The following is a 26,594-nucleotide window of genomic DNA, read 5'->3' on the forward strand; positions in this document are numbered from 1 at the left end:
ACAACAAATCCTTTCATATTTACTCTTGAATACGTAATTGTTGTTTCGCAAATTCTTTGTACATCTCATGCGATTGAAATAACGCATTATGCGTCCCGCTTCCCGTAATATGCCCCTTCTCAATAAATATAATATTGTCGGCATCGACAACGGTAGAAAGACGGTGAGCAATAACAAGTGTTGTTCGGCCATTCATCAAATTGTCTAATGCTTTTTGAACATAAATTTCTGAATTACTATCGAGACTAGAAGTTGCTTCATCAAGCATTAAAATTTGAGGGTCACGTAATAGTGCTCTAGCAATGGCAATTCGCTGGCGCTGTCCGCCCGAAAGCTTGATTCCTCGTTCTCCCACTTCAGTGTCGAACTTATCCGGAAGTTCTTGAATAAATTGATCGGCATACGCCATTTTTACGACTTTTTCAAGTTCTTTATCTGTAACCTCTTTTTCTATTCCATAACAAATATTATCACGTATTGTTCCAGATATAAGTGCACTTTCCTGAGCAACATACCCAATTTTACGTCTCCAAGAATGTAAGGAAAATGTATCAATAGGTGTATCTCCTAATGTTATTCTTCCTTTTGTAGGTTGATAATACCTTTCTAAGAGAGAAAATGTAGTAGTCTTTCCCCCTCCACTCGGACCAACAATAGCCGTTACTTTACCAGGTTCAATTGTAAAATTAATATCAGATAAAATCTCTTCTTTTCCATATGCAAAGTCCACATGATTCACATGAATAGGCTCGGTCACTAGATCTAACTCTTTGCCTTCATAGATATCTTCCTCATCGTGTTCAAGTACTGCACTAATTCGTTCAGTTGCTCCCATTGCTTTTTGTAATTGCGTAAAGAACATCGTTAATTGAGTCATCGGTATAATAATTTGAATTAAATATAAAATAAAAGCAACCATATCGCCAGCTGTTAATGCACCGGTCGAAACACGTACGCCTCCGTACCCAATAACTGCAACTAACACAATCATAAGGATGAAAGAAATCAATGGTGAAATAAGTGCGTGTATTTTAGCTTCTTTTAAACCAAAATTAAAAAGATTTGTAATACCTCTTTTTCCACGATCATATTCTATGTTCTCTGCATTCGAAGCTTTTACTAAACGAGACTCTGGCAATACTTGATTTAACAATGCAGTAAATTTTGCCGTTTCATCTTGCATTCCTTTTGAAATTACATACATTTTCTTACCTAACAACATTAATATCACCATTGCAACTGGAACAGCAACAAGCATTACTAAAGTCATTTTCCAATCTAAGAATAGCAAAATCGTAACAGAACCGATAATCGCAATAATCCCAGATAAACAGTTAGCAAGATGTTCTGTAATGAGCTCCTTCACAACAGCAGTATCATTTGTAACACGGCTCAGTGTCTCTCCAGTATCATTCTTATCATAATAAGGGATTGGTAGGTGCAGGAGTTTTTTCCACAATCGGTCTCTCAATTTTGCTACTACATGATGACCAACTCGGTTTAACAAATAAATCGAGAGCCCGCTCGCTATTGCTTGGGCAATAAAAGCAATTACTAATAAAATTATTTGCCAATAGTTAAGTGAATCTAGCGAAAAACCATCCACTAATTTTTTTGTAAATAACGGTACGACAAAGCCTACCCCTGTCGTCGCAAAACTCATACAAAGTGCAATAATTAACAAAAGTTTAGGCGGTTCAGTTTGTTTTATTAACTGCACAAACTGTCGCCAACCCTTTAATTTATTTTCTTTTATATCTTCTTTCATCGTTCATTTTCCTCCTTATATATTCCCATACAACATTTAGTAAACTTATAATAATTACTTTAACATTTCTTTGTGAACTCACTATGAAGTGAACGTAGACAGAGAGTATTTGTGAAGTTGATCTTCTTATTAATTTTACTATATATAGAATATCTTAGTGTGTAAGCGAAGATTAATATAATTGAGGAATTGCAAGAGAGATTTAAGAGCTGCGAAATTAAAGTACCCTCTATCTTTATAAGTAGATTTAAATACGAAAAAGAGAAGGAATATCATCACCGGCGGGTGATATTTCTTCTCCTCATATTAATCGGATTCAATTTTCCTGCTATATTAATATCTGCCTTTAAATCGAGGTTTATTTTATCATTTACCGTAGTGGAAAATCACTTCATTAAGATAAAGCTTATTTATCCTTTTTATCTACCACAACATGCTCAAATTTTTCCCCTGATAAATTAATATCAAAAGCTTGACCAAAGCCAACTACATAGCGACCTTCTTTTGGTGTAAGTTCAAATAAAGATAGATCTAATCCTCGTAAAACTCCCATCATTGGTGCACCGTGATTCTTTTCAAACTTAGCAAAAATTTCTTCATGACCATCATTTCCTACATTTTCTGCAACACATTGGAACCGAGCTCGCTCACGCGCAAATAAGTTTGGAGAATCTTGTTCATCTGTAATCATCATAATACTTATTAAATTATTATCTTCAATAAATTTATAATGGTCCGTAATGATGCTTATGTAAATATAAATCTTCCCATCATGCTGAACATACGGCGCATAACTAGTAAATGGGTTACCTTCGTTATCTAAGCTACTAATGACAACTGTCTTACATTTATCGATAAACTGTAAATATTGTTCCTTCTTTTTAATTATATCAATTTGTTTTACCATTTGTCTTCCTCCTATTATTGAGCACTTACTTTAGAGATTCCTAATAAGTTTATACGTGGTTTTCCATGCTGAAAATGTGAATCAATTTCACATTCCACTCCGTAAACGTTACGAATCATTTCTTGAGTCATTACTTCTTCTGGCGTTCCGTATTTTACGACTATTCCCTTGGAAATAACGCATATTTTATCGCTATAAATACTCGCCTGATTTAAATCATGTAGTACCATTACAACCGTCATGCCTAATTCACGATTAACAGTATGAACTAGTTCTAACAATTGAAGTTGATGAGCTATATCTAAGTAAGTTGTAGGTTCATCAAGCATCAAAATTTTCGGTCTCTGCGCTAAGGACATGGCAATCCAAGCCCTCTGCGCTTCTCCACCTGAAAGCGAGGCTACTAATCGATCTTTCAAAGGTGTTAATCCTGTTTTTTCAATGGCCCATTCAACTATACTTAAATCCTCATCACTCGTACGTTCATACCATTTCTTATGAGGTATACGTCCATATTTCACTAGGTCTTCAACTGTAAGATCTGCAGGTGGTTCATTTGATTGAAATAACACACTCATCATTTGTGAAATTGATTTTGTACCTAATGACTGCAGGTCTCTACCATCTAAAAAAACTTTTTCCTTTTGCACTGGAATCAATCTAGACATCGCTTTTAAAGCTGTAGATTTCCCTGAACCATTCGGACCTATAATCGAAACGATTTCGCCTTTTTCTACGTTTATCTCAAAATTATCTAATATTTTTTTCTGATCATAGCTAATATCTAATGATTGAGCTTTTAGCATCTTAAATGTCACCCGCTCTCATTAAATATAAAAAGTAAGGTCCGCCTACCATTGCCATGACGATACCTGCTGGAATATCTAAAGGTGAAAATAGGGACCGTCCAATTGTATCTGCCACTAGCAGTACAACAGCCCCTAATACCATACTCATAGGCATTAGAAGACGATAATTTGAACCGACTATTAGCCTCGACATATGTGGCACAATAAGTCCTACAAAACCTAATAACCCTACAATTGATACTGAAATAGCTGCTAAATATACGGCCACTAAGGACAAGATAATTCGGATTCTGTTTGTATTTTCCCCTAAGTTTACGGCCACATTTTCGCCTAAGCTCAAAATGTTAGCTGAACGAATACAAAATAATACGGCTATCCACCCAACAATGGAATATGGGAAAAGAATACTTACATCTCCCATTCCTTTTGCTGATAAACTACCATTCATCCATTGTAAAGCAGAAGGAAGACGGTCACTATAAAGAATCGATAATAGCCCCGTTATTCCTCCGAATACTGCATTCACCGCTACTCCTGATAAAATAATTCGAACAGGCGAAATACCATTCTTCTTCCATGCTAATGCATAAACGAGTGTAACGGCTATCAATCCGCCTACTACTGCTGCAAGAGGAATCCATTTACCGAATTCAGGGAATAACAATAAGATAAATAATACTGTAACTGCAGCACCACTTGATACCCCTGTTAAACCTGGATCTGCAAGAGGATTTCTCATTACGGCTTGTAGCAATGCACCAGATACAGCTAAATTTATGCCCACTATAGCAGCAATAAGGACTCTAGGTATTCGTAAATCCCAGACGATTGTTTCTGACAATGATTCACCAGAACCGAATATTGTTCTTATCGTTTCCATAGGTGACAGTTGCACACTTCCAATACCGATCGACAAAATCATAAAAATGATTAGTAGAACAGCTGTTATACCTATGCTAAATTTTCTCTTCGGTTTCACTTTCATTACGTCCAACCCTCATCCTAAGTCATATTACTTATATAAAATTTCGTTTAATTGCTCTAATCCTGTTGTTGCTTTTTCAATTGAAGCATAACCGAATACTTCATAGTCAAGGGCTTGAACACGATCTTCTTTAAAAGCTTGTAACTTCTCCCAAGCGCCATTCTTCTTCACTTCTGCTTTAAACTGTTCTAATGCTGCTGTTGGATCACCGTGTGAAACAAGAAGGATTGCGTCTGGATTTGAAGCAACTACATCTTCCATATTCATCGGTACATATGCTTCCGTTGATTTTAACGCTTCATTAACTATATTCGTAGCGCCTAACTTCTTCACTAAACTACCAACATATGTTTTTTCACTCATTAACATGAATGACTCCCCAGAACCAAATAACACCATTACTTTAGATGAGTCTTTACCCTTCACCTCTTCTAATACTGCTGTTTCTTTCTCTTCTAATTGTGAAAGATATGTTTTTGCTGCATCTTCCTTATGTAAAACTATCCCCATTACTTCAAATGAAATTTTTAGATCCTCATAAGAATCTGTTGGAATATATGCAGTTGCTACTTTACTATTTTTTATCTTCTTTTCTAAACTATCTTTAATCGATTCTGGTCCAATTAAGATGTCAGGTTTAAGGCTTACAATTTTCTCTACATCTGGCTCGATAGTAGAACCAATTTGCTCAATTTTGTCGAATCCCTCAGGTAACTTAAATGTTGAAGTTGGAATTCCAACTGGTTTTACATCTAAAATATTCATCATTTCTAAAATAGAAACTGACGTTGTAACAATTGATGTAGGTTGTTCTGCTGGAAAATGTTTTAATAATTTTTCCACAGCTTCTGTATGTTCACTAGAAACCTTTTCATCGCTTTGAGATTTCGTAGCATCATTCTCTTGATTAGTTACAACTTTTTCTTTAGTTGTTTCTGGTTCTGCCTTATCCTCTCCGCATCCGCCCAAAACAAGTAATGCCGATAAGAATGCCGCACCATATAAACCTTTTTTCATTATAAAAAATCCCCCGTTCGATTTTAATTGAAAATAATTATCATTATCATCTAGAAATATATCAGACAATGTAAATGTTTACAACTACTTTTCCAAATAATATTGAAAGAATATTCTAAATAAAAAAAAGAAAGACACTATTAAACTATTTAGAATCCAAGGAAATTAATTAAAAACCGCACTCTATACTTAGAGTGCGGTTTCAAGAAAATCTATGTTAAATTTTCTATCAAAAATAAATCTTAAACTATATTTTTATAAAATCACCATAATACAAAAAAAAAATATCTGAACATAAATTATAGTACAATAATAACAGGAGTAATAATTGAATATATCTATGTCATTATTAATAATTTTCTGATTTTATATTTTTTATTCAACTCAACTCTAATAATAATCAGGATAGGTGATATCATATGAAAGTAACACTAAAGAATGCATCTGGATTAACAAAAGAGGTTAAAATCGGATTTAGTTGGACTACCTTTTTCTTTGGATTTTTCCCTGCGCTATTCCGAGGAGATTTGAAATGGGCCGTAATAATGTTCATCGTAGCAGCTGTTCTTGGTTCATTCACACTAGGAATCGGCGCTTGGGTTAGTGGAATTGTATTTGCCTTTATGTATAATAAAATATACATTAAAGAACTAGTTGAAAAAGGTTACCAACCTGCGAATGAAGACGCTAAAGCTAAATTGGTACAAAGCCAAATCTTATCACCAACAGTTTAATCAATAAGATTCCAAAACTATAGTATTTGTTTTTGAAACGAACTAAAAAGCAAACAACCTTACTCGATAGAAGTAAGGTTGTTTTTATTTTTTAAAAATTTCAAGTATATATTATCAATAGCTTCTTCCTTATATTTTATATTTTATGTTTTATGTTTTATCTTTTATTTCCCCCTAAGATTTCAACGGAGTTCTAACTTATTGATAATTAATTAGTGAAATTATACAAATCAAGAAAACTTGTAGCGTATATACTCATTACAGTCTCATCAGTATCCACAATATACATTTTTGTAGGTGAGGATTTACTAAGAGTATAGGCTTGAATGGTATCTGGAACTATTCCGCTAAACTAGCCTCTTGTATAATAACTACTTAGAAAAGAATTTCTCACCGTTTTAATCTCGAAGTCCTTCTGTTGAAGGGCATGCCAACCCTTTTGATTTGCATAGGCCTTATAAGCTAAATAAGCTCTTGATCTGAAGAGTTATTTTTCCTTAAACAAAGGAAAAAACCGACGGAATTTATCGTTTTGGGAAATGCCATATCCTAATGTATTCCAGAAATATAGCCTACTTCTTTGAAATTCTCACAAATATACTCAAAACACTTTTGCCTTGCTTGAGCAATGCCTATGTTTTCTCCATCTCCTAAAATTACGTTAGGGATTTTGTACTGAGTAAGCTTTTCCTCTAAAGTAGATTTACTAAAATTCCCTTGGTTATAGATAACAAGTTCAAAGAAAAACCCGCACCTGCTTATGGTACGGATTTTTCTAATGTATCTAATATTTAATTACTGCTAATTTCATTACTATTAAATATAAGAAGTTGGAATTTTACTTCTTATCGGCTTCATATACCTTCAATAGCTTTCCTTTAATAGTCGTATTCTTCATGTTTTTCAACACAATTGGACCTTTATCATTCAATATTTCAACATAAGAAAATGCATCTAAAATTGTGATTATGCCTATATCCTCTACTGTAACACCATCGATTTTTGCAATTGTCCCAACAAAATCTACTGCTCTCAGTTTCTTTTTCTTACCACCATTAAAATATAATTTCATGATTTGTTTGTTTAATTTTTCGCTTTTCGCCTTTTTCAACATTGGCTCAATCTTCATTTTTGCTTCAAAATCAGATTTCTTATTTAAAACTTCTTCTTTTGATGGAACTTCCATGTGTGGAATTTTAAAACCAATATATTCTTCAATTTCACTTAAAAACTTATCTTCAAATGGTGTCACTAAAGTGATGGCTTTTCCTTTTTGACCTGCTCGGCCAGTTCTTCCTGTACGATGGACATAACTTTCTTTCTCTAATGGAAGATCGTAGTTAATGACGTGTGTAATATTATCAATATCAATTCCTCTAGCAGCTACATCTGTCGCTATTAAATAACGGAAATCGCCTCTTTTAAAATCATTCATCACTTCAAGGCGAATATCTTGTACCATGCCGCCGTGAATTTTATCACAGCTATAGCCTAAATCCGCTAATTGTTCGCACAAAGTATCCACTCGATCTTTTGTTCGGCAAAAAATAATACAGCTATCTGGATTTTCTACAATTGTTACATCTTTCAGGATAGAAAGTTTATTATTTTCCTCTACTACGACTAGGGCATGGTCAATTTTATCTGTTGTAAGTCCAGTAGCCTTAATCTCAATATCAGTAGGTTTTTTCATATAGTTAAGAGCTATATTTTTAACAGCCTCTGGCAAAGTAGCAGAAAATAACATCGTCACTCTTTTTCGCGGTAATTCTTTAATAATAGCCTCCACTTGTTCAATGAATCCCATATTCAACATTTCATCTGCTTCATCAATAACAAGATAGCGAATCTGATCTAAAGCAAGAGTACCTTTTTCAATATGATCCATGACACGACCTGGAGTACCAACAACTACATGCGTTTTTTGCTTTAATTCTGTCTTTTGGATGGCAAAAGGTTGTTTACCATAAACAGCAGTTGCTTTAATTCGTTTAAATCTACCTAAATTGGTGAAATCCTCTTTTACTTGAACAGCCAGTTCTCTAGTCGGTGTTAAAATTAATGCTTGCGGTTTATTTTCTTTCCAATCAACTAATTCACATATTGGAATCCCGTAAGAAGCCGTCTTACCACTACCAGTTTGGGATTTCACGACAAGGTCTTTATTTTCCAAGACTAGTGGTATAACTTTGCTTTGAACCTCTGTTGGATTTTTGTATTCTAAGCTATTCAGCGCATTTACGATTTCATTACTTAATTTATAATCTTTAAAACTTTTTCCACTCATAACTAAGCCTCATTTTTAAATTATTTACTATTAATATTTCCGAAAAGATGATTATCTTATACAAACTTCAATTATACTCGAAAATTCACTTGCACATTCATTTCTGCCACTAATAATTTAACCAATAGGATTTTAATGATGTACTCAAAGTGATTTCTCATCAATTAAAGACTGTTCTCATAGACTGTAATGACATTATTATTTCTCCATACTAACTTTTAAAAAAATTAAAATAGAATAGGAGAATCGAATGAATAAAAACAAAGTGAAATTGTCTTTGATAATAAAGAAAATACCAGTATTTTTACAGCTATTTCTAAATTCTTGTCTAGTTATTTTAGCGCTCATTTTATCATTCTTACTTGTGAAAGAGATAGTCGTGTTCTTGGAGATTTTAATGACTCGTGGTAGTAGTGACTATAAGCTATTCCTCGAAAATATCCTTATCTTCTTTTTGTACTTCGAATTTATCACGATGATTGTGAAGTACTTCAAAGAAGATTACCATTTCCCGCTTAGATATTTTATATATATCGGCATTACTGCAATGATCCGCCTTATTATCGTTGAGCATGATCACCCAACCGATACATTAATTTATTCACTCATAATTTTAATTCTGATTATAGGTTATTTCATTATCAATATTACGCCACTAGAAAGACCTATCCATTTATGGTTCTTTAACAAGAAAGAAAAAAACTAGTTATCCCTTAGAAGTTTAAATTATTTTAATAGAATTATATTGGAATTTCACTATTTGGAAGAAAGTAGTTATACAAGAGATTTGATTAAAGACAAGGGGACCTCCCTCATATCCCCAAAAGAAAAGCAAGCCTAGGAACTTTTCCCTTGGCTTGCTTTTCTTTCGTGTACCCACAAAACACATTTCTCTAAAGGTTTTTTGATTTCTGTTTTAAATTGCTAAACAGTTTCTAGTATGTACACCGCTTGTCTATATGCTCAATCTAAATTAGAAAAGTGTATCATCTATTACTTTGAATACAAAAAAGGTTTGTACAACATAACCAACAGAAAAAAATACAACCTAACTCTATTTGGCGGCTTAGTCTTTTTTCATCTTACTTACATATTTTCTTTAAAAATTTGGGCTTTATTAGGGATTTTATCGATGATTTTAAGCGGAATTTTCAAAAAATAGGTACAAAGCCAAAGCAAGTCTTATTTAATATACATATAAATACAGAGCAGTATAACTAAAAAATAAATAGTGGGGTGATAAATGAAAATTCAATCTAAACATTATATGTATTCAATTCATAACAATATTTATAAAACCTAGCTAGAAAGAAGGTAGAAAAATATGCAACCAATGGCTTGGGTGACCATTTTAACTTTCTTGGTTACTCTTGTATTTATTCTTTGGCGACCTAAAGGAATTAATGAAGCCATACCTGCTACAATCGGTGCTATTATTGTATTACTAAGTGGAAGCGTCTCGCTTACTGAGCTTGGCATTATTACAGAAACCATAAGTGGTGCAGCCATAACTATTATGGCTACTATTGTTATGGCAATAGTTTTAGAAAGCTTTGGGTTCTTTAACTGGGTCGCAGAAAAACTGGCTGAAAAAGCAAAAGGATCAGGTATTCGATTATTCTGGTATGTCAATCTTTTGTGTTTTCTCATGACACTATTTTTCAATAACGACGGTAGTATTTTAATCACAACCCCGATTTTGGTCATGTTACTCAACAATATGGGATTAAAAAATCATCAAAAAATCCCGTATTTACTATCTGGGGGCTTAATCGCAACCGCCTCAAGTGCTCCTATTGGAGTAAGTAACATTGTAAATCTAATTGCTCTGAAAATCGTTCATATGAGTTTGTATGCGCATACAGCGATGATGTTTGTTCCAGCAACTCTAGGTTTACTATTATTAGTTGGGCTTCTGTTCCTACGATTTAAAAAAGACTTACCAAAAATCGTGCCTACTAAAGTAACTGGACTGTCGCTACCTTCTTACCATCCTCTCAAACAAAATTCTATCTATTCTTCGGAGAAGGATCGTTCAAAGTTTATGCGAAACATCCTACTATTTGTATTTGCAGTCCGTATCAGTCTCTTTGTCGCTTCATTCTTCTCAATTCCAGTCTCTGTCATGGCTGTTATTGGATCACTTGTACTTCTAGGTTGGAGATGGGCATATTTAAAAGTACCCCCAACTGATATGCTGAAAAAAACACCATGGTATATTATTATTTTCGCATTTAGTATGTACATCATTATTTATGGCTTAAATAACATTGGTTTAACAGACTGGTTAATCGGCTTTATGCGTCCTATGGTTTCTGGAAGTCTACTCCATACCAGTGTGTTAATGGGTGTATTACTATCTGTACTCTCCAACATCTTTAATAACCACCCAGCCCTTATGGTTGGAACGCTCACTTTAACGAGTATGAATTTAGATCTACTTTCCTTAAAAGTTGCCTACCTAGCGAATGTAATCGGAAGTGACATTGGATCTTTACTTCTTCCAATGGGGACGTTGGCAACGTTAATGTGGATGCACATTGTAAGACGCGGAAAAGTAAAAATCACATGGTGGCAATATATAAAAGTCACTATTGTCGTTATACCACCAACAGTAATATTTACATTAGTAATTTTATATTACTGGGTTACTTGGCTCTTTTAATAAGTGGCAAATTAGAAAAGAAGTTTGTTTTTAGCTTATTTAATATTAATGACAAAGGTTATTTGGATTTATAGACTAGCAAAACAATATTTCCAAATCATTATTTTGAACTCGAAGCTGGATGCATAACCTTCTTTTAGGTCTGCCAGATATGATTAATATATGATTGAGATTATATTTTGTTCAAGGTAGAGATACTTTTAGAAGTTGTAAATTCACATACTATTTTTTCTTGTTTAATCATGAATCTTTAATCACGTATCAAGAAATCAACTTCAATAAAATGCACCTAAATCAACATCTTTATTTTTCTACTTAAGCTAATCAACTAGATTGGTTTAAGTAGAAACTTTAACAATCTAAATAACATAAACCTATTGATACATAATAAAATTCCCATAAAAATGACATGCGTTATGGAAATAAAGTTTTCTTTCAATATTCCTTTTATACTAACAGTCAACTAAAAAAACCGTACCTACATGTAGTACGGCTCCTAGTTTTATAGCAAAATAATTATATAATTTCCCAAGCAATAATCATTATTTTTAATGTTAATCCGCTTAACTGCAACAATTAGCCCAACTTATGAGTAGTATGTAAACCTACTCTATAATCAATTAATTTTCATGCCAAGATAATTGCATCTTACGTTTCCTACAAATCGTTAACCCTGGTGAAATTGGTATCGTCATCAGTTAATATGATTCCGTATCCTTAGATAACTCCTCAAAATGTTTAACAATTCAGCTCTATACGCATAAAAAAACACACTCGCTAATGCGAATGTGTTTTTTATCATTTTGATAAATCAATTCTTTTATTTAATAAGTAAATAGTAATACCTCCAACAATCATAGACAATAACTCACCAATTCCTACTGTAAACCAAGTCGGCCAAAAAGGAAGGTCATAAAGAATCGTTAATTGTCCTGCAACTGTAAACATTGATATAGCAAAAATCAATGCGGTAATTACCATCTTCAAAACATGATTTGTTATTTTTTTAGTTATTGCACGACAAAGAATTAATACAAGAAAGGTAGAAATACCACCGATTGGTACATCTAGTACCCAAGTTGGTGACATAAAATTTGCAAGTATTACTCCTACTGTTACTGCCACAACATAGCGCTTGTTATACAATGCTAGATAGTTAAACATCTCGGACAAACGTAATTGCACTGCTCCAAAACTAATGACTGACATTAAAACAGTCACTGCCACATATACGGCTGCTACAAGTGAAGTCTTTGTAAGCTCACTTACAGAAATACGTGGTGAATCCTTTGAAATAGATGTATTCAATTTTAATTCTCCTTTGTAAAATAGCACATTCGCTATTCTAGTAATAACTACGACCAAAGGAAGAGAGCCTATCGCCCTATCTGAAGTGCCGTAGTGCAAGCTATATTTGCTTACTTGCGTATTATATCAGAAGAATTTAACATTGAACAAGGCTATCTCGCAATCCATCCACCATCAATCGGTACAACAGCCCCATGAATATAATCAGATGCTTGACTAGCCAAATAAAGTGTTAAATTTGCCACTTCATTTGGTTGAGCCCAACGTCCCGCTGGTGTTTCTTTTGCTACCCATTTTGCTATTTCACCATCTCCTTCAAAATCAGCTTTATTCATTGGTGTTTGAATTGCACCAGGTGCAATCGCATTTGCACGAATTCCTTCACGACAATAATCTTGATCTAACTGCTTTGTATAACCAACAATTGCATGTTTAGAGGCTGTATAAGCTGCACCACCACCACCTGCCACAAGCCCTGCAATTGATGCCATATTAACGATTACTCCTGATTTTCGCATTAACATTTGAGGTAAAATTGCATTCGTTACAAAATAAGTACCCTTTACATTCGTGTTCATAATATGATCCCAAAGAGCCTCATCTGTATCGAGTGTTTTCGCAAATCCATCTAAAACTCCAGCGGTATTCAATAAAATATCTATTTGCTTGAATCTAGCCACAGCTTCTTCAAACGCTTCCACTACATCTGACTTAATGCAAACACTACCTATTGAGTAAGCAAAGCGTGCACCATATTTTTGATTAATGCTTATTAACCCCTGCTCATCTAAATCAAAACCAAATACATTCGCCCCATTCTCTAAAAAAGCCATTGCCTGAGCCTGTCCAATGCCCGATGAAGCACCTGTTACAAATACTGTTTTTCCTGTGTACTCTTCAAATTTCAAAACTTCACTCCTCATAACAAAAAGCCCATGATTTCTCATGAGCTTTTCCTATTAATCGACGATTATCCAATCTTCCGCTAACAAATCACATACTGTTGGTGTGAACATTGTATAGCCCTCACCTTGTACATTAATTAAAAAGTATGGGTTTAAATTCTCGCCATCATGTTCGCTTTGACCAACAAGCTTAACATACAATTCGGCACCGCCCCAACCTTCACGAATCACTTTCTCGCCAGTTTTTAAACGTGGTAATACCTCTTCAAAAGTCAATTATTCTCATCCTTTATATCAGTAATATCATGCGTTCTTTACCGGGAAAAGTATACTGGATTGAGAAATTTTTTACAACTAAAGTTTGTATTGTAAGGTTTGTCACAGTATTTGATGAATTTCTTATTTACCATGCACTTTAAGGTTACTAACGAAAATATTTTTTAATACATATCAAAGAGATTATTTATAAAGTGCATTAAATACAAAGATGCAGGAAATAATTTCCTTACTGTTGATTTTTTTGTGATAAAAAAATGTTTCAATGCCATATTAAGAATAATTCAAAATGAAAGGAGCGATTTGGTATGGGAAGAGACAATAAGCAAGGTAAAAGTCAAAACAAAGGGACATTACCTCAAACACCTAAAAATCAAAAAATAGCGCCAGACAAAGTTAATGAGGAGTTCTCTCAAGAGCTAGCTGAACTTGATACATTAGTCACCAAAAGCAAAAGAAAAAAATAGGTATTTTCGATCAAATTATTTCTCTTCAAATAGAATTTGAAGTAAGTTATAATATTTCTGGATGAATTGATGAGTTATTTGGAGAAGGCAATAGAACAACTATCCATTTAAGAAGTTCATTAAAAAATCTGAAATGGATATTACAATATCGAAAAAAGAATTCCCCATACAATAATCAAATCATCCCATTGGATTAATATCCAATGGGATTTTTTTAGGGATTAGCTGCAATGAAATACTTCTTTAAATATCTCAAGGTATATTACAAATAAACAGTGCCAAACTACGCTTATTCATTTATAAAATTCTTTTAAACGAATGATAAGCATAGTAAAAATATAAAAATTGAATTGGAGGAATGTAAGATGCATTTAACAAAAGGAGATAAAGTTGTATTAGTTGGGACAGGTGCAGTGGGGTCTAGTTATGCATATGCGTTGATCAATCAAGGGATATGTGAAGAACTTGTACTTGTTGATATAAACGAAGCTAAAACAAAAGCCGATGCAATGGATTTAAATCATGGACTTGTTTACGCTCCAATACCTCAAAAAATTAAATATGGGAATTACAGTGATTGTAAAGATGCCGCAATCGTTGTTATTTGTGCAGGAGCAGCACAAAAGCCTGGTGAAACACGCCTTGACCTTGTAAGTAAAAACCTTGCTATTTTTAAATCCATTGTAGGAAGCATTATGGATTCTGGATTCAATGGCATATTCTTAGTCGCTTCCAACCCAGTAGATATTTTAGCTTATGCAACTTGGAAATACTCTGGTCTACCGAAAGAAAGAGTTATTGGTTCAGGTACAATTTTAGACTCTGCTCGATTCCGTTTTTTATTGGGTGAAGAATTTGGCGTAGCACCAACAAGTATTCATGCTTATATCATTGGTGAGCACGGCGATTCAGAACTTCCAGTTTGGAGTACTGCTAATATCTCAGGGAAGCTAATAGCATCTGATTTAACTGATCAAAGAAAAGATGAAATTTTTGTCCAAGTTCGCGACGCAGCTTATGAAATTATTGAGTCAAAAGGAGCTACTTATTATGGAATTGCAATGGGACTAGCTCGAATAACAAAAGCCATTTTACGAAATGAAGAGGTAGTATTACCAGTTGGCTCATTGTTAGAAGGAGAATATGGTCACAGCGATGTATATGTTGGTGTTCCTACAATCATTAATCGTGGGGGGAGAAAGAGTATCGTAGAACTTTCTTTAAACCCTGAGGAAAAGGAAAAATTGGCGAATTCCGTAAAAACATTGAAAGAAGTCCAATCTCCATTTTGGAAGTAATTCCGAAATGGAGTAGGAATTTCTAACAAAGGAGCCATGGACCATGCTAGTAGAAACTTACAATCCTTTTAATCAACTACTTATTTCCTCAATGGTTGCTGCGATTCCAATTATTGTTTTTATTTTGTGTTTGACCGTATTTAAAATGAAAGGTATTTATGCAGCATTATTAAATTTAGTCATTACCTTTTTTATAGCAATGATGGTGTTTAAATTACCTTTTAGCGAATCAGTTGGGAGTGTCATTCAAGGTACCATTCAAGGAATATGGCCTATTGGTTATATTATTGTTATGGCGGTTTGGTTATATAAAATCTCAGTTGACTCGGGGAAATTTGATGTATTACGCGCAAGTATTGCCGGTATTTCACAAGATCAGCGACTGCAGCTACTGCTAATTGGCTTTTGTTTTAATGCATTCCTTGAAGGAGCAGCTGGTTTTGGTGTTCCAATTGCAATCTGTGCGGTACTATTGGTTTCGTTAGGATTTAAACCTCTACAAGCCGCTATGCTCTGTCTTATAGCAAATGGTGCTTCTGGAGCGTTTGGTGCAATTGGTATACCTGTCGCAATTACTGGTACATTAAATTTAGAAGGTAATGTAACTGCCATGGATGTTTCCACGATGACAGCATTAACCTTACCTATTATTAATTTTACAATTCCCTTCTTACTTATCTTCTTAATTGATGGGTTAAAGGGGATTAAAGAAACATTACCAGCTATTCTCGTTGTATCTACAACCTATACGGTGACACAAGCTATTATCACCATTACCATAGGTCCTGAACTAGCTGATATTATCCCTCCGTTACTTGCGATGGGGATTTTGGCTTTATTCTCAAAAAAATGGAGACCAAAGAATATCTTCTTACTTAACAATAAAGAGGTTAAAATCGAAAAACATACAACTGGTGATGTGATTAAGGCTTGGTCCCCGTTTTATTTATTAAGTTTATTTATCTTAATATGGAGTATTCCACCTTTTAAAGCTTTGTTTGCGGAAGGTGGAGCACTAGCCTTTACTAAAGTAACATTTGGCATACCTGGATCTACATTAAGTTCAAGCATAGAATTAATAAGTGCAACAGGTACAGCAATATTACTAGCAGCATTAACAACTATATTCACAACAAAGGCTATTGGTTTCGGTCATGGATTTAAGCTTTTAAGAAGAACAATTTCAGAATTTTGGATTCCGATTGTGATGATTTGTGCCATTCTTGGAATCGCTAAGCTAATGACTTATGCAGGATTAACAAGTGCATTAGGAGAAGCCGTAGCAACTACAGGAAATTTCTTCCCATTTTTATCCCCAATACTAGGATGGATTGGGGTATTTATGACCGGATCGGTTGTTAATAACAATACCTTATTTGCACCAATTCAAGCTACAGCAGGTAACATTATTGGCGTAGATTCTGCTTTGTTAGTATCCGCAAATACAGCCGGAGGGGTAATGGCAAAATTAATTTCCCCACAATCTATCGCAATCGCAACTGCGGCTGTTGGTCAAACTGGCAAGGAGTCCGAATTAACGAAAATGACTTTAAAATACAGCGTTGCACTACTCGCATTTGTTTGTATTTGGACGTTTATATTATCCATTTTTTATTAAAATCAGTTGAGGCTTTCATCATTACAGGTGAAAGCCTTTTTTTCTTTTCCACGGATGTGCTCAGAGGAACCCCTGTAGAGAAGTAGTAAGATTAAAAAAACTCCCTACAACTAATTGAAGTGACCCCTAAAAGTTAGACACGGTTATTTCATTAGGCAGCTTGAGTAAAATGAGTTCGGTATTGTACCGGACTCATTTTTAATTTTGCCTTCATCCGTTTCGTATTGTAATAATCAATATATTTTTCTAATTCTTTTTTGAAATGCTCGACACTTTCAAATTCCTTTAGGTAAAGGAATTCTGATTTTAAAATCCCAAAGAAATTCTCCATCACCGAGTTATCGTAACAGTTTCCTTTACGTGACATGCTTTGCACAATACCTCTTGATTGAAGGGCATGACGATATTGCTTCATTTGATAATGCCACCCTTGATCTGAATGCATCAGTAGCTGATGGTCCTCAGCTAGACGTTCTAATGCCTTTTCTAACATCTCTGAAACAAGTGAGTACGTTGGTCTAAAGCCAATTGTATAGGTAATGATTTCGCGATTAAATAAATCTAAAACAGGCGATAAATAAAGCTTTTCACCAAATAATTTAAACTCTGTAATATCTGTTACCCATTTCTCATTAGGTGCCTCCGATGTAAAGTTTCGATCTAAAATATTTGGCGCAATTTTACCGACTGTACCTTTATATGATTTGTATTTTTTCATGCGTACAATACATTTTAAACCTAGCTCTTTCATAATACGTTGAACCTTCTTATGATTCACTTTTTGCCCACGATTCGCTAGTTCATCACGTATACGACGGTAGCCATAACGACCTTCGTGTTCTTCATAAATCGCTTTGATCTCGGTTTTTAGATCGGCATCTGGATCTGGTAAATCAATTTTCTTTGCGATGTCATAAAATGTACTTCTTGGAATGTCCACCAATGCCACAAGTGCCTTCACTGAATATTTATGCCTTAATTCACAAATGACTTTTACTTTGTCTTTCGTGGTGATTTTTCCTTGTTTTGAACTAAGGCGTTCAACTTTTTTAAGTACTCGTTTTCCATTTCTAACTGTTTAATACGTGCTTGAAGTGCTTCGGTAGAGCCTTCTACCGAAGCTTGTTTTGGTTGTTTGTTTAATTCTTTTTTCATGGATGGACGCCCCTTTTTCTTTGACTGAAGAGCATCAAATCCTTGTGTTTCGAATTGTTTTTTCCAAACTCTTATCGTTGAATGCGTCGCTATATTAAAGATAGCCGCTGTTTCGTGTAAGGACTTACCGTGTTCAGTCATATAATTAAGTACGTCTAGTTTAAACTGTGCGGTGTAATTTGTATATTGTTTTACAAAAGCTTCTGGACCATTATATTCGTGTTGTTTCACCCAGGTTAATAAAGTCCGATGGGTTACGCCTATATCTTCTCCGATTGTTCTTAAACTTTCATTCCTAGATAAATATCTTTGAACAGCTTCTAATTTCATTTCTTTTCTAAATTTAGCCATACAAAAACTGCACCTCCAATTGTTAGATTGTGTCTAACAATTGGGGTGCAGTTCATAATAGTAGGAAGTTAACATTTACACTCTGATTTACTTTAGTGGGATTTCCACAATAGCAGTCGTCTCTAATTCATTTTTTGAATTAATTGCGATTTCCCCATTATATTTATTCACTGTTTCCTTCACAATAAATAACCCTTGCCCTCTAATTTTTCCGCGTTCTGCTTTTTTTGTTGAATACCCTTGTTTAAAGATTTGTTCATTCTCGATAATCTTCGGTCCTGTATTCGTTATCTCAAATATATATTGCACATCATCTGTTTTACAGCTAATCAGTATTTTACGTTGTGGCTCAGGTAATTCTACTGTTGCATCAATAGCATTATCAATTAAATTCGATAATATTTTGATTAAATCTGTTGTTTTTATTTTATCGAATGAATCTTGAGAAATCGTAAAATCCATATTAATATTATAATTTTGTGCAGCGAGTTTCTTTGTTTGCAATAATATAGAAAGACCAGGATGATCTATATTTAATTTTAAAGATTCAATTGCTTGAACTTCTTTAGACAGAGATGATAAATATTGTTGCGCCTGATCAGATTCTCCTAATTGCAGAAGTCCGTGTAAAACTTGAATATGGTTAGTGAAATCATGCCTTAAAGAGGATATAGAAGTAATTAATGTTCTAATTTCCGCTTGGTACGTATCTTCCGTATACCCTACTTCTTTAGCCACTTCTTTTTGATACCATCTTTGCATTAATAAAAAGGAGCCTATTACGACGAATATAAATATACCATTATAGAAAAAGAGGAGGATATTATTTTTCAGTACTTTCCCTTTAATATCATTCAGGGTATTAGCACTAATATCGATCCCTATATATCCGAGAACCTTACCAGATTCATCCATTATAGGTGCTCCAACAGAAACGTAGAAACCTAAATCGGCATCTTCAATTACCCTTGTTACATATGTTTCTCCTTCATAGGCTCTTTTAACCTGTTCTTTAGGTACTGTACAAAAAGCTCCTATAGAATAGTTATCTTCTAATGCATTGGGTAGCCCGCTTATCATCACTTTCGATACTTGAGGATTATCAACCTCCAATGTATACACATATAATGCACCCAATTTTTCTCTTGCATCAACTAAGTAGTCTGTTATTTCCCAATAATATTCGTTTTTCATAGGATTATTCAAAAATTTCTTATATGTATCTATATCTATCTTTGACGCTATGGATTTTGCTGCTCCAAGACTTTGATTTGCGATTGATTCTTCAACCGTCTTTTTCATCTTCATATAAGAAGTAAAGACATTTAAACTTGTAAATAATACTAATAAGGCGGTCGATAACACAATAATGAGTTTTATTTTACGATTTTTCATAAACACAGGTACTTCCTCTTCTTTTTAAATTGAAAGATAAATAATCATATTAATGATCCGAATTTCAATTAAACTATTCAATTACACATGAAACGAAATCAAGAACTACCCTTCCAACAATAGCACTAAATCTAAATTATAGTAAATATCAAAATCTCATATTTGTTTAATCAGATTTTCTTAAAGACATTATTTTTATATACTACTTTGGAAAATTAACAAAATCAATTTTTTATTGAATAGACTAAGTTAATTTATCATAAACAATCAAAATTCCGTATGTTACTGCATGTTCATTGAAATCCTCATGAGATATCTAAGTGCAATTTATACTTGGAAGGATTTGAAAAACCACAGCATCATATATCCCATTTCATGATTCAACATTTAATTTTTACGATTTTTCTATAAACTGACACCTAAGTTTTAGGATAAATTGGCACTTTTAAAAACATCAATCCTTTGCTAAGGTTATCAGTAATTGATGAAATTGATTTTAGGGAAAGGAAGCTCTCTGTTTATGTACTAGTAGAAATAACGATCTATAGTGAAGTTACAATCTAATTAATCTGAATTTTCAGTCGTTTTTTTATTAAAGAAAATGGAAAACTTAAGCTATACGCCCGATACCTATAAAGAAAAGATAAGGAAGGTTAATGACTATGCAAAAAACAACAAGTTATTCAAATGCACGTACTTTTAATTTAATTTTAACATCGATGTTAATTGCACTTGTATTCGTTGCCACGCTCTTGTTAAATATCAAACTACCTATTACGGCAAATGGCGGCTTAGTTCACCTTGGAACAGCTATGCTCTTTATTGTATCCATCTTATTTGGGCCTAAAAAAGGCGCCATCGCTGGTGCCGTTGGGATGGGGTTATTTGATTTAATCTCAGGTTGGACATTGTGGGCACCGTTCACCATTTTAACGCGCGGCTTACAAGGCTATATAGTTGGGAAAATCGCCTGGTCAAATGGTCGTAACGGACGTAGTATGGGTTACAATCTCTTCGCTACTATCATTTCAGTTCCTTTTATGATAGCTGGATATTACATTTGTGAAGGGGTTATATTTAGTAGTTGGATTGTACCAATGGCTTCTATTCCCGGAAACATTGTTCAAAATGTTGTAGGTATCTGTGCGGCCATTCCTGTTTGTGCTGCACTGAAAAAACTTCCATTTTTTAAATAGTTATTAGAAGGATATACACCAACACAGATAGTATCATATAAACATTATTTTTTATTAAGCTCCAAACTAAAATGCACTCATTTACTTACGGTTAACTGTAAATTTTGAAAAAAAACCTTTGATCAATCTAAAGATTGATCAAAGGTTTTATGTTTTATTTCATTTAGTATCTTTATTTCCATATCCAAGAATTAATTATTATCCTGCAAGTCCTCGCTTAATCCAAGTGCGTGTGCTGTTGAGTTATGAATTTCTTGGAAAAGATCCGGATTATTCGCTAGTGATACGCCATAAGATGGAATCATTTCTTTTATTTTCGGTTCCCACTCTTTTATTTGTTGCGGGAAGCATTTATTTAATACCTCAAGCATGACGTGAACAGCAGTAGAAGCACCCGGAGAAGCACCTAGTAATGCAGCAATTGAACCATCGGCAGCGCTTACAACTTCAGTACCAAATTGAAGCGTTCCTTTACCACCTGCTTCAGTATCTTTAATAACTTGTACACGTTGGCCAGCAACTACAATATCCCAATCCTCGGTCTTAGCGTTCGGGATAAACTCACGTAACTCTTCCATACGCTGTTCTTTCGATAACATAAGTTGTTGGATCAGATATTTTGTCAATCCCATCTCTTTAACTCCTGCAGCCAATAATGTAGTAATATTATGTGGTTTTACAGAAGCAATTAAATCCAGATTTGAACCTGTTTTTAAGAACTTAGGTGAGAACCCAGCAAACGGTCCAAATAGCAACGATTTTTTGTTATCAATATATCGTGTATCAAGATGCGGAACAGACATTGGTGGAGCACCAACTTTAGCTTTTCCGTATACTTTTGCATGATGTTGCTCAGCAACTTCTTGGTTTTTACATACCAAGAATAATCCGCTGATCGGGAATCCACCAATGTGTTTACCCTCAGGAATACCTGTTTTTTGCAGTAACTCTAGACTTCCTCCGCCAGCTCCAAGGAAGACGAATTTCGCCTTATGATATTGCATTTTACAACCATCGATATCATGTACTTTTAATTCCCATGAACCATCTTTAGTTCGCTTAATGCCTTCGACACTATGTTTGTAATTGATATCGACATTTTGAGTTTTTAAGTTATCGAATATCATACGCGTTAAAGCACCAAAATTGACATCGGTCCCAGTGTCCATTTTTGTTGCCGCAATTGCTTCATTCGCTGGACGGTCTTGCATAATAAGTGGAATCCATTTTTTCAATGTTTCCGGATCATCAGAAAATTCCATGCCTTGGAACAATGGATTCTTTGTCATTGTTTCGTGACGTTTCTTTAAAAACTCTACATTTTTTTCACCTTGTACCATACTCATATGAGGCAATGGCATGATAAAGTCTTGAGGATTACTAATAAGATTATTTTTTACAAGATAAGACCAAAATTGTCTTGAAAGTTGAAATTGTTCATTAACGTTTATCGCTTTGCTAATATCAATAGAGCCATCCGATTTTTCGGAAGTGTAGTTAAGTTCGCACAGTGCAGCGTGCCCTGTTCCCGCATTATTCCATTCGTTAGAGCTTTCCTCTCCCGCGTCTGCGAGCTTCTCAAATACTTTGATTTCCCATTCTGGTGCTAATTCTTTCAGTAACGATCCCAAAGTCGCACTCATGACTCCGGCACCAATTAAGATAACGTCTGTTTTATTCTGACTGTTGCTCATATTAACCTTCCTTATCTCCTAAAATTTTCAAAAAAAAGATGTAGGCGCTCATGCTTAGGCGTCATAGCAAGACAAGGCACAACCTAGGAAGACACCTTATCTATATTAATCATTATTCTATTCTAGTCTATCAAAGTTATGAAACAATTAAAACACGAACTACTATTTGATAGTTATATGCTATTTAAAAGCCAGTAAAAAGTCCTTAACTCAGCATCTTGCAAAAATTAAAGTTTTACTATGCCTCTACCAGTGACCATGACCCTTATTAATTGCACTGTACTTGTATATGTAGATACGAAAAATATCCCCCTTCCTTTATAGATATCCAGAATAAAGTCATATTCTAGAGTTCTGAAATTTCCACAGGTTTAGTTTTTTAATGAACTTAAAACAATACATTGAATCTATTATATAATATCCTAAAAAGTTATGTATCCGTTTTCATTACATTTTAAAAAACCTCTAGGATATTTTCATCCTAGAGGCCCGTACTTTGTGCATGATATATTATTATTAATTTGATTCAACAGGTATTTGTATTTCAGTTAACCATTCATTTTCACTTTCTTTGTTCCAAATTCCATCTATATATGATTCTCTTGGATTATCTATTACTTTATAATCGTTTGCTTTTATCCATTCAAAAACATATGAATACGTTTCTCCTAGGCTCGAATATGGACCTTTGTGCAATATACAAACTGCATTTTCTACTGCATTTATTTTTTTAAACTTTAAGATATCAGTATCTGACTTTATGTCTACTATTGCTTCACATATTTCTACATCAATATCGCATTCTTTATATTCTCCATCATGATAAATATTAAAACAATAGCTTGGTATTTCACATATACAACCTAATCTTTTCATTTCCTTAGCCATTATATTTGGACATAAATGAAACAGCTCGTTGTAATTTTTTATAACCTTCCTCATTGAGGCTACTTTAACTTCTGGTAATGATTTTATAATTATATTTTTCATATTATCTTCCCCTTCGTTTGTTTAACTGAATTGATGAGATTTCTCATAGGTGAATTGGCAATTGTTTCTGTGAGATAAACAAAGCTCACATTCTTAGGTACACCATCTATTTCAATAGACATTGGATGTGTGGAAAAAACACCCGCATAGCTTTTCCCATAGTAATACGTAGCTAGTGTTCCATCCTCCTGTTGCTCAATGGAAAACGGCTGCTTTGAACAATGAAGAAAAAGGACTGTCCAATAAGCTCTTAAATGGAAATAGGTATAGAAAAGTTTTTTGAATACTTTTTAGTAAATCACTATTTTTAGTTGGTGATGGATTGTAGTGGAAGACGGCGACTCCAGCGGGAATAGCATGAGCTGAAGGCCCCGCAGGAGCGAAGCGACGAGGAGACTGAAGCCATGCCCGCGGAACGCGTCCGTCTGAAACGGAAATCAATGCATGGAAAAAGGAGACCATCTCTCAGTCACTAAATGACTTAGGAGACAGCCCCTTCTAAAACCGCACTTACTTATGGTACGGTTCACCCTTCATAATCCTAAAACTTCTATATATCTGCTCCACCAACACTAATTTCATCAACTGATGAGGTAATGTCATTTTACCGAATGATTGTTTTTCGTTTGCACGCTTCAAAACGTCGTCATGTAATCCAAGTGAGCCACCGATGACGAAAGCAATTTTACTTTTACCATATGTCATAAGTGATTCAATGTCTTTGGACATTTCTTCGGACGTTTTCATTTTTCCGTTGATGGCAAGAGCTATGACGTGAGTGTCAGGTGAAATTTTAGCTAAAATGCGTTCGCCTTCTTTTTTCTTAACAATTTCCATTTCGGCTTTGCTTAATTGTTCGGGTGCTTTTTCGTCTGGGACTTCAATGAGATCGATTTTTGCATAGGCGCCAAGACGCTTGACGTACTCCTCAATCCCCATCTTTAAGTACTTTTCTTTTAATTTCCCAACGGTAATAATCGCTATATTCACAAGTTATCCACCTTCAAATTTAATTTACAAACACGTTATCCACAGAAGTTATACACATATCCACAGGTCAAATCAATATCTTGTGTACGCTCATTCGTTCGCCACAACATATGTTGCTGACTCTTCACAATAAGCACAACTTGTGGATAACTTTTCTTCCTCTGTAGCCATTTCAAATAATGGAACCTCTTTTTGTTCTGCCACGAACATGTCTAAAGCGTGTCCTATATGCGTTTCACAGCTGTATATTTTCAAAATATTTCATCCTTTCAATTTTCAAAATCCCCGTAAACTTATGCACAATTCGGTCAATGTTATCCACAGTCTATTGTAGCAAAGGAAAAGCGAGTAGGAAAGTCGTGGTTTCACGTTTCCTACTCGCCTGTTGATACGTTAGTATTTAAATTCCATTATCCACAAGATTAACTTGTTGGACTATTCGTTAAAGTTAGTACTTTTTCAATTATTTCCCCACCTCTGTATGCTTTAACTTTCATTTTATCGCCGACCTTTTTTTCATTATATAAATGTTTTCGAAGTTCAATTGTATTGTCTACTTTTTGACCATCAATTTCGACAATGACGTCATATTGTTCTAAACCTGCTTTTTCTGCTGATGAATTTTTAACAACGCTACTAATAACAGCACCTTCAGTTATTTCCGCTGGTAATTTTAATGTACGAGTTTGGTGGAATGCAGGAACATTTGTTAAATCAATTAATGATACACCCATAGATGGTCGTTCTACCTTACCCGATTTTTGCAGCTCATTAATTACTGGTATTGCAGAGTTAATCGGAATAGCAAAACCTAAACCTTCAACTGTCGACTCAGCAATTTTCATTGAATTGATACCTATCACATCACCTGCAAGATTTACAAGAGCTCCACCACTGTTCCCAGGGTTAATAGCTGCATCTGTTTGTAATACCTCTGCTTGCCAGTCTGGCACAGCATCACCATTTAAATCAACTGGTACTGTACGATCCTTACCAGAAACGACACCTGTTGTAACAGATCCCGAAAAATTAAGACCTAATGGATTACCAATTGCAATAACTGTCTCTCCTTGTTTTAAAACCTCAGAGTTACCAAATGTAGCAACTGTATTTACTTTTTTACTTGAAATTGAGATGACCGCTAAATCTGTCCAAACGTCATTACCTATTAGTTTTGCTTCCGTTTTTGAACCATCTGCTAATGTCACTTCTAATTGTTTTGCACCTTCAACTACGTGATTATTTGTTACGATATACGCTGTGTCGCCTTCTTTTTTATAAATAACGCCCGATCCACTGCCAGCTTCTTGGGTAGTTGGTTCAGCTTGGCTCCAAAAATCTTGTGTTGATTCTTGGATATTTGTAATACCGACCACCGCTCCAGCAACTTTTTCAACTGCTCCTGTAACATCTGTTGTTACCTCAGTTGTCACTTGCTTTGTTGTATTATTGCCTGTACCAATTGCTCCTGAACTATTTGGCAAACGATCTACCATCGAAGGCATCAATAGCCAAACAAGCAAAGCACCGATAATAACACCAATTAGTCCACTAAAGAAATAACCCGCTCTGCCACTTCGCTTTTTAGAACGACTTCTATCTTCTCCGTTAATGTTATCGTAATATCCCATACGTATCATCCCTCCGTTGTTTATCTGATAGTTATACTATATCTGTCGAAGATTAAAATCAGATGAAAATGGATTAAAAATCAGTTCAAAATTCTTTACGTTATTTTTCATCTTCGTAACATATATTTCCCTACAAATGCATAAAAAA

Annotated in this window: 23 protein-coding genes; 7 read left to right on the forward strand and 16 right to left on the reverse strand. The window is 34.4% G+C overall.

The annotated features are described in order from the left end of the window. Nucleotides 1–19: 19 nt before the first annotated feature. The 5 genes from AC3IS5_RS20555 to AC3IS5_RS20575 all read right to left on the reverse strand — a co-directional run bounded on the left by AC3IS5_RS20555 (nucleotide 20) and on the right by AC3IS5_RS20575 (nucleotide 5,486). Nucleotides 20–1,768: an ABC transporter ATP-binding protein gene (locus AC3IS5_RS20555; RefSeq protein ID WP_489426017.1), complete on the reverse strand. Its 1,749-nt coding sequence runs from the start codon at nucleotides 1,766–1,768 to the stop codon at nucleotides 20–22. Nucleotides 1,769–2,174: 406 nt separating this feature from the next. Continuing rightward, a complete protein-coding gene (locus tag AC3IS5_RS20560) occupies nucleotides 2,175–2,675 on the reverse strand; it encodes a HugZ family pyridoxamine 5'-phosphate oxidase (protein WP_489426018.1) in 501 nt (166 codons plus the stop codon). 14 nt (nucleotides 2,676–2,689) lie between these two features. After that, nucleotides 2,690–3,481 carry an ABC transporter ATP-binding protein gene (locus AC3IS5_RS20565; RefSeq protein WP_489426019.1) on the reverse strand — a complete coding sequence of 264 codons (792 nt, stop codon included), beginning with the start codon at nucleotides 3,479–3,481 and terminating at the stop codon, nucleotides 2,690–2,692. A 1-nt stretch (nucleotide 3,482) separates the two neighbouring features. Then, entirely contained in the window at nucleotides 3,483–4,469 is a 987-nt protein-coding gene (locus AC3IS5_RS20570; protein ID WP_489426020.1) for a FecCD family ABC transporter permease, read from the reverse strand. A gap of 27 nt (nucleotides 4,470–4,496) precedes the next feature. Next, nucleotides 4,497–5,486: an ABC transporter substrate-binding protein gene (locus AC3IS5_RS20575; protein WP_489426021.1), complete on the reverse strand. Its 990-nt coding sequence runs from the start codon at nucleotides 5,484–5,486 to the stop codon at nucleotides 4,497–4,499. Nucleotides 5,487–5,905: 419 nt separating this feature from the next. On the opposite strand from AC3IS5_RS20575, the gene AC3IS5_RS20580 reads away from it, so the two are divergent. Beyond that, on the forward strand, nucleotides 5,906–6,220 hold the full coding sequence (locus AC3IS5_RS20580; protein ID WP_489426022.1) for a DUF2628 domain-containing protein: 315 nt from the start codon (nucleotides 5,906–5,908) through the stop codon (nucleotides 6,218–6,220). Between the two features lie 838 nt (nucleotides 6,221–7,058). Here AC3IS5_RS20580 and AC3IS5_RS20585 read toward each other — a convergent pair. Then, nucleotides 7,059–8,507, reverse strand: a complete 1,449-nt coding sequence (locus AC3IS5_RS20585; RefSeq protein ID WP_489426023.1) for a DEAD/DEAH box helicase — start codon at nucleotides 8,505–8,507, stop codon at nucleotides 7,059–7,061. 250 nt (nucleotides 8,508–8,757) lie between these two features. On the opposite strand from AC3IS5_RS20585, the gene psiE reads away from it, so the two are divergent. Continuing rightward, nucleotides 8,758–9,213, forward strand: coding sequence for a phosphate-starvation-inducible protein PsiE (gene psiE / locus AC3IS5_RS20590; RefSeq protein ID WP_489426024.1), 456 nt, complete (start codon nucleotides 8,758–8,760; stop codon nucleotides 9,211–9,213). 627 nt (nucleotides 9,214–9,840) lie between these two features. Beyond that, nucleotides 9,841–11,172, forward strand: coding sequence for an arsenic transporter (locus AC3IS5_RS20595; protein ID WP_489427949.1), 1,332 nt, complete (start codon nucleotides 9,841–9,843; stop codon nucleotides 11,170–11,172). A 798-nt stretch (nucleotides 11,173–11,970) separates the two neighbouring features. On the opposite strand, the gene AC3IS5_RS20600 is transcribed toward AC3IS5_RS20595, so the two are convergent. The 3 genes from AC3IS5_RS20600 to AC3IS5_RS20610 form a co-directional block, all read right to left on the reverse strand. Beyond that, the gene (locus tag AC3IS5_RS20600) at nucleotides 11,971–12,480 is read right to left on the reverse strand and encodes a QueT transporter family protein (protein ID WP_489426025.1); all 510 of its coding nucleotides are present in this window, start codon (nucleotides 12,478–12,480) and stop codon (nucleotides 11,971–11,973) included. A gap of 152 nt (nucleotides 12,481–12,632) precedes the next feature. Further along, a complete protein-coding gene (locus AC3IS5_RS20605) occupies nucleotides 12,633–13,388 on the reverse strand; it encodes a 3-oxoacyl-ACP reductase (protein ID WP_489426026.1) in 756 nt (251 codons plus the stop codon). 51 nt (nucleotides 13,389–13,439) lie between these two features. Further along, nucleotides 13,440–13,661 (reverse strand): DUF2829 domain-containing protein, encoded by a 222-nt coding sequence (locus AC3IS5_RS20610; protein WP_489426027.1) that lies wholly within the window; start codon nucleotides 13,659–13,661, stop codon nucleotides 13,440–13,442. Between the two features lie 308 nt (nucleotides 13,662–13,969). On the opposite strand from AC3IS5_RS20610, the gene AC3IS5_RS20615 reads away from it, so the two are divergent. From AC3IS5_RS20615 to AC3IS5_RS20625, 3 genes are all read left to right on the forward strand, one after another. Next, nucleotides 13,970–14,128 carry a YfhD family protein gene (locus AC3IS5_RS20615; RefSeq protein WP_489426028.1) on the forward strand — a complete coding sequence of 53 codons (159 nt, stop codon included), beginning with the start codon at nucleotides 13,970–13,972 and terminating at the stop codon, nucleotides 14,126–14,128. A gap of 365 nt (nucleotides 14,129–14,493) precedes the next feature. Continuing rightward, nucleotides 14,494–15,426, forward strand: coding sequence for an L-lactate dehydrogenase (locus AC3IS5_RS20620; RefSeq protein WP_489426029.1), 933 nt, complete (start codon nucleotides 14,494–14,496; stop codon nucleotides 15,424–15,426). 43 nt (nucleotides 15,427–15,469) lie between these two features. Next, on the forward strand, nucleotides 15,470–17,044 hold the full coding sequence (locus AC3IS5_RS20625; protein WP_489426030.1) for an L-lactate permease: 1,575 nt from the start codon (nucleotides 15,470–15,472) through the stop codon (nucleotides 17,042–17,044). A 151-nt stretch (nucleotides 17,045–17,195) separates the two neighbouring features. Here the strand turns inward: AC3IS5_RS20625 and AC3IS5_RS20630 are convergent. Both AC3IS5_RS20630 and AC3IS5_RS20635 read right to left on the reverse strand, forming a co-directional pair. After that, nucleotides 17,196–18,550 (reverse strand): IS3 family transposase gene (locus tag AC3IS5_RS20630; RefSeq protein WP_489426031.1). Its coding sequence is split into 2 segments (ribosomal slippage): nucleotides 17,196–18,097 and nucleotides 18,097–18,550, totalling 1,356 coding nucleotides; the frame shifts between segments, so codons are not numbered across the junction. An 87-nt stretch (nucleotides 18,551–18,637) separates the two neighbouring features. After that, nucleotides 18,638–19,945, reverse strand: coding sequence for a sensor histidine kinase (locus tag AC3IS5_RS20635; RefSeq protein WP_489426032.1), 1,308 nt, complete (start codon nucleotides 19,943–19,945; stop codon nucleotides 18,638–18,640). Nucleotides 19,946–20,607: 662 nt separating this feature from the next. On the opposite strand from AC3IS5_RS20635, the gene AC3IS5_RS20640 reads away from it, so the two are divergent. After that, complete coding sequence (locus AC3IS5_RS20640; protein WP_489426033.1) at nucleotides 20,608–21,141, forward strand: ECF transporter S component; 534 nt, start codon at nucleotides 20,608–20,610, stop codon at nucleotides 21,139–21,141. A 191-nt stretch (nucleotides 21,142–21,332) separates the two neighbouring features. Here AC3IS5_RS20640 and AC3IS5_RS20645 read toward each other — a convergent pair whose 3' ends face one another. The 5 genes from AC3IS5_RS20645 to AC3IS5_RS20665 form a co-directional block, all read right to left on the reverse strand. Continuing rightward, nucleotides 21,333–22,835 carry a malate:quinone oxidoreductase gene (locus tag AC3IS5_RS20645; RefSeq protein ID WP_489426034.1) on the reverse strand — a complete coding sequence of 501 codons (1,503 nt, stop codon included), beginning with the start codon at nucleotides 22,833–22,835 and terminating at the stop codon, nucleotides 21,333–21,335. Between the two features lie 516 nt (nucleotides 22,836–23,351). Continuing rightward, entirely contained in the window at nucleotides 23,352–23,825 is a 474-nt protein-coding gene (locus AC3IS5_RS20650; RefSeq protein WP_489426035.1) for a GyrI-like domain-containing protein, read from the reverse strand. Between the two features lie 510 nt (nucleotides 23,826–24,335). Continuing rightward, nucleotides 24,336–24,815 carry a 23S rRNA (pseudouridine(1915)-N(3))-methyltransferase RlmH gene (rlmH, locus tag AC3IS5_RS20655; RefSeq protein WP_489426036.1) on the reverse strand — a complete coding sequence of 160 codons (480 nt, stop codon included), beginning with the start codon at nucleotides 24,813–24,815 and terminating at the stop codon, nucleotides 24,336–24,338. A gap of 90 nt (nucleotides 24,816–24,905) precedes the next feature. Continuing rightward, a complete protein-coding gene (locus AC3IS5_RS20660) occupies nucleotides 24,906–25,070 on the reverse strand; it encodes a CxxH/CxxC protein (RefSeq protein ID WP_489426037.1) in 165 nt (54 codons plus the stop codon). A gap of 167 nt (nucleotides 25,071–25,237) precedes the next feature. Then, the gene (locus AC3IS5_RS20665; RefSeq protein WP_489426038.1) at nucleotides 25,238–26,446 is read right to left on the reverse strand and encodes a S1C family serine protease; all 1,209 of its coding nucleotides are present in this window, start codon (nucleotides 26,444–26,446) and stop codon (nucleotides 25,238–25,240) included. Nucleotides 26,447–26,594: the final 148 nt, after the last annotated feature.

The sequence above is a fragment of the Viridibacillus sp. KH_047 genome (assembly GCF_057838945.1).

What these genes read in the sequence shown, in the direction of transcription:
- AC3IS5_RS20570 (WP_489426020.1), bottom strand. Translation starts at nt 4,469, where the DNA reads ATGAAAGTGAAACCGAAGAGAAAATTTAGCATAGGTATAACAGCTGTT.
- AC3IS5_RS20595 (WP_489427949.1), top strand. Translation starts at nt 9,841, where the DNA reads ATGGCTTGGGTGACCATTTTAACTTTCTTGGTTACTCTTGTATTTATT.
- AC3IS5_RS20555 (WP_489426017.1), bottom strand. Translation starts at nt 1,768, where the DNA reads ATGAAAGAAGATATAAAAGAAAATAAATTAAAGGGTTGGCGACAGTTT.
- AC3IS5_RS20645 (WP_489426034.1), bottom strand. Translation starts at nt 22,835, where the DNA reads ATGAGCAACAGTCAGAATAAAACAGACGTTATCTTAATTGGTGCCGGA.
- AC3IS5_RS20650 (WP_489426035.1), bottom strand. Translation starts at nt 23,825, where the DNA reads ATGAAAAATATAATTATAAAATCATTACCAGAAGTTAAAGTAGCCTCA.
- AC3IS5_RS20615 (WP_489426028.1), top strand. Translation starts at nt 13,970, where the DNA reads ATGGGAAGAGACAATAAGCAAGGTAAAAGTCAAAACAAAGGGACATTA.
- AC3IS5_RS20620 (WP_489426029.1), top strand. Translation starts at nt 14,494, where the DNA reads ATGCATTTAACAAAAGGAGATAAAGTTGTATTAGTTGGGACAGGTGCA.
- AC3IS5_RS20575 (WP_489426021.1), bottom strand. Translation starts at nt 5,486, where the DNA reads ATGAAAAAAGGTTTATATGGTGCGGCATTCTTATCGGCATTACTTGTT.
- AC3IS5_RS20635 (WP_489426032.1), bottom strand. Translation starts at nt 19,945, where the DNA reads ATGAAAAATCGTAAAATAAAACTCATTATTGTGTTATCGACCGCCTTA.
- AC3IS5_RS20665 (WP_489426038.1), bottom strand. Translation starts at nt 26,446, where the DNA reads ATGGGATATTACGATAACATTAACGGAGAAGATAGAAGTCGTTCTAAA.
- AC3IS5_RS20640 (WP_489426033.1), top strand. Translation starts at nt 20,608, where the DNA reads ATGCAAAAAACAACAAGTTATTCAAATGCACGTACTTTTAATTTAATT.
- AC3IS5_RS20585 (WP_489426023.1), bottom strand. Translation starts at nt 8,507, where the DNA reads ATGAGTGGAAAAAGTTTTAAAGATTATAAATTAAGTAATGAAATCGTA.
- psiE (WP_489426024.1), top strand. Translation starts at nt 8,758, where the DNA reads ATGAATAAAAACAAAGTGAAATTGTCTTTGATAATAAAGAAAATACCA.
- AC3IS5_RS20565 (WP_489426019.1), bottom strand. Translation starts at nt 3,481, where the DNA reads ATGCTAAAAGCTCAATCATTAGATATTAGCTATGATCAGAAAAAAATA.
- AC3IS5_RS20560 (WP_489426018.1), bottom strand. Translation starts at nt 2,675, where the DNA reads ATGGTAAAACAAATTGATATAATTAAAAAGAAGGAACAATATTTACAG.
- AC3IS5_RS20625 (WP_489426030.1), top strand. Translation starts at nt 15,470, where the DNA reads ATGCTAGTAGAAACTTACAATCCTTTTAATCAACTACTTATTTCCTCA.
- AC3IS5_RS20580 (WP_489426022.1), top strand. Translation starts at nt 5,906, where the DNA reads ATGAAAGTAACACTAAAGAATGCATCTGGATTAACAAAAGAGGTTAAA.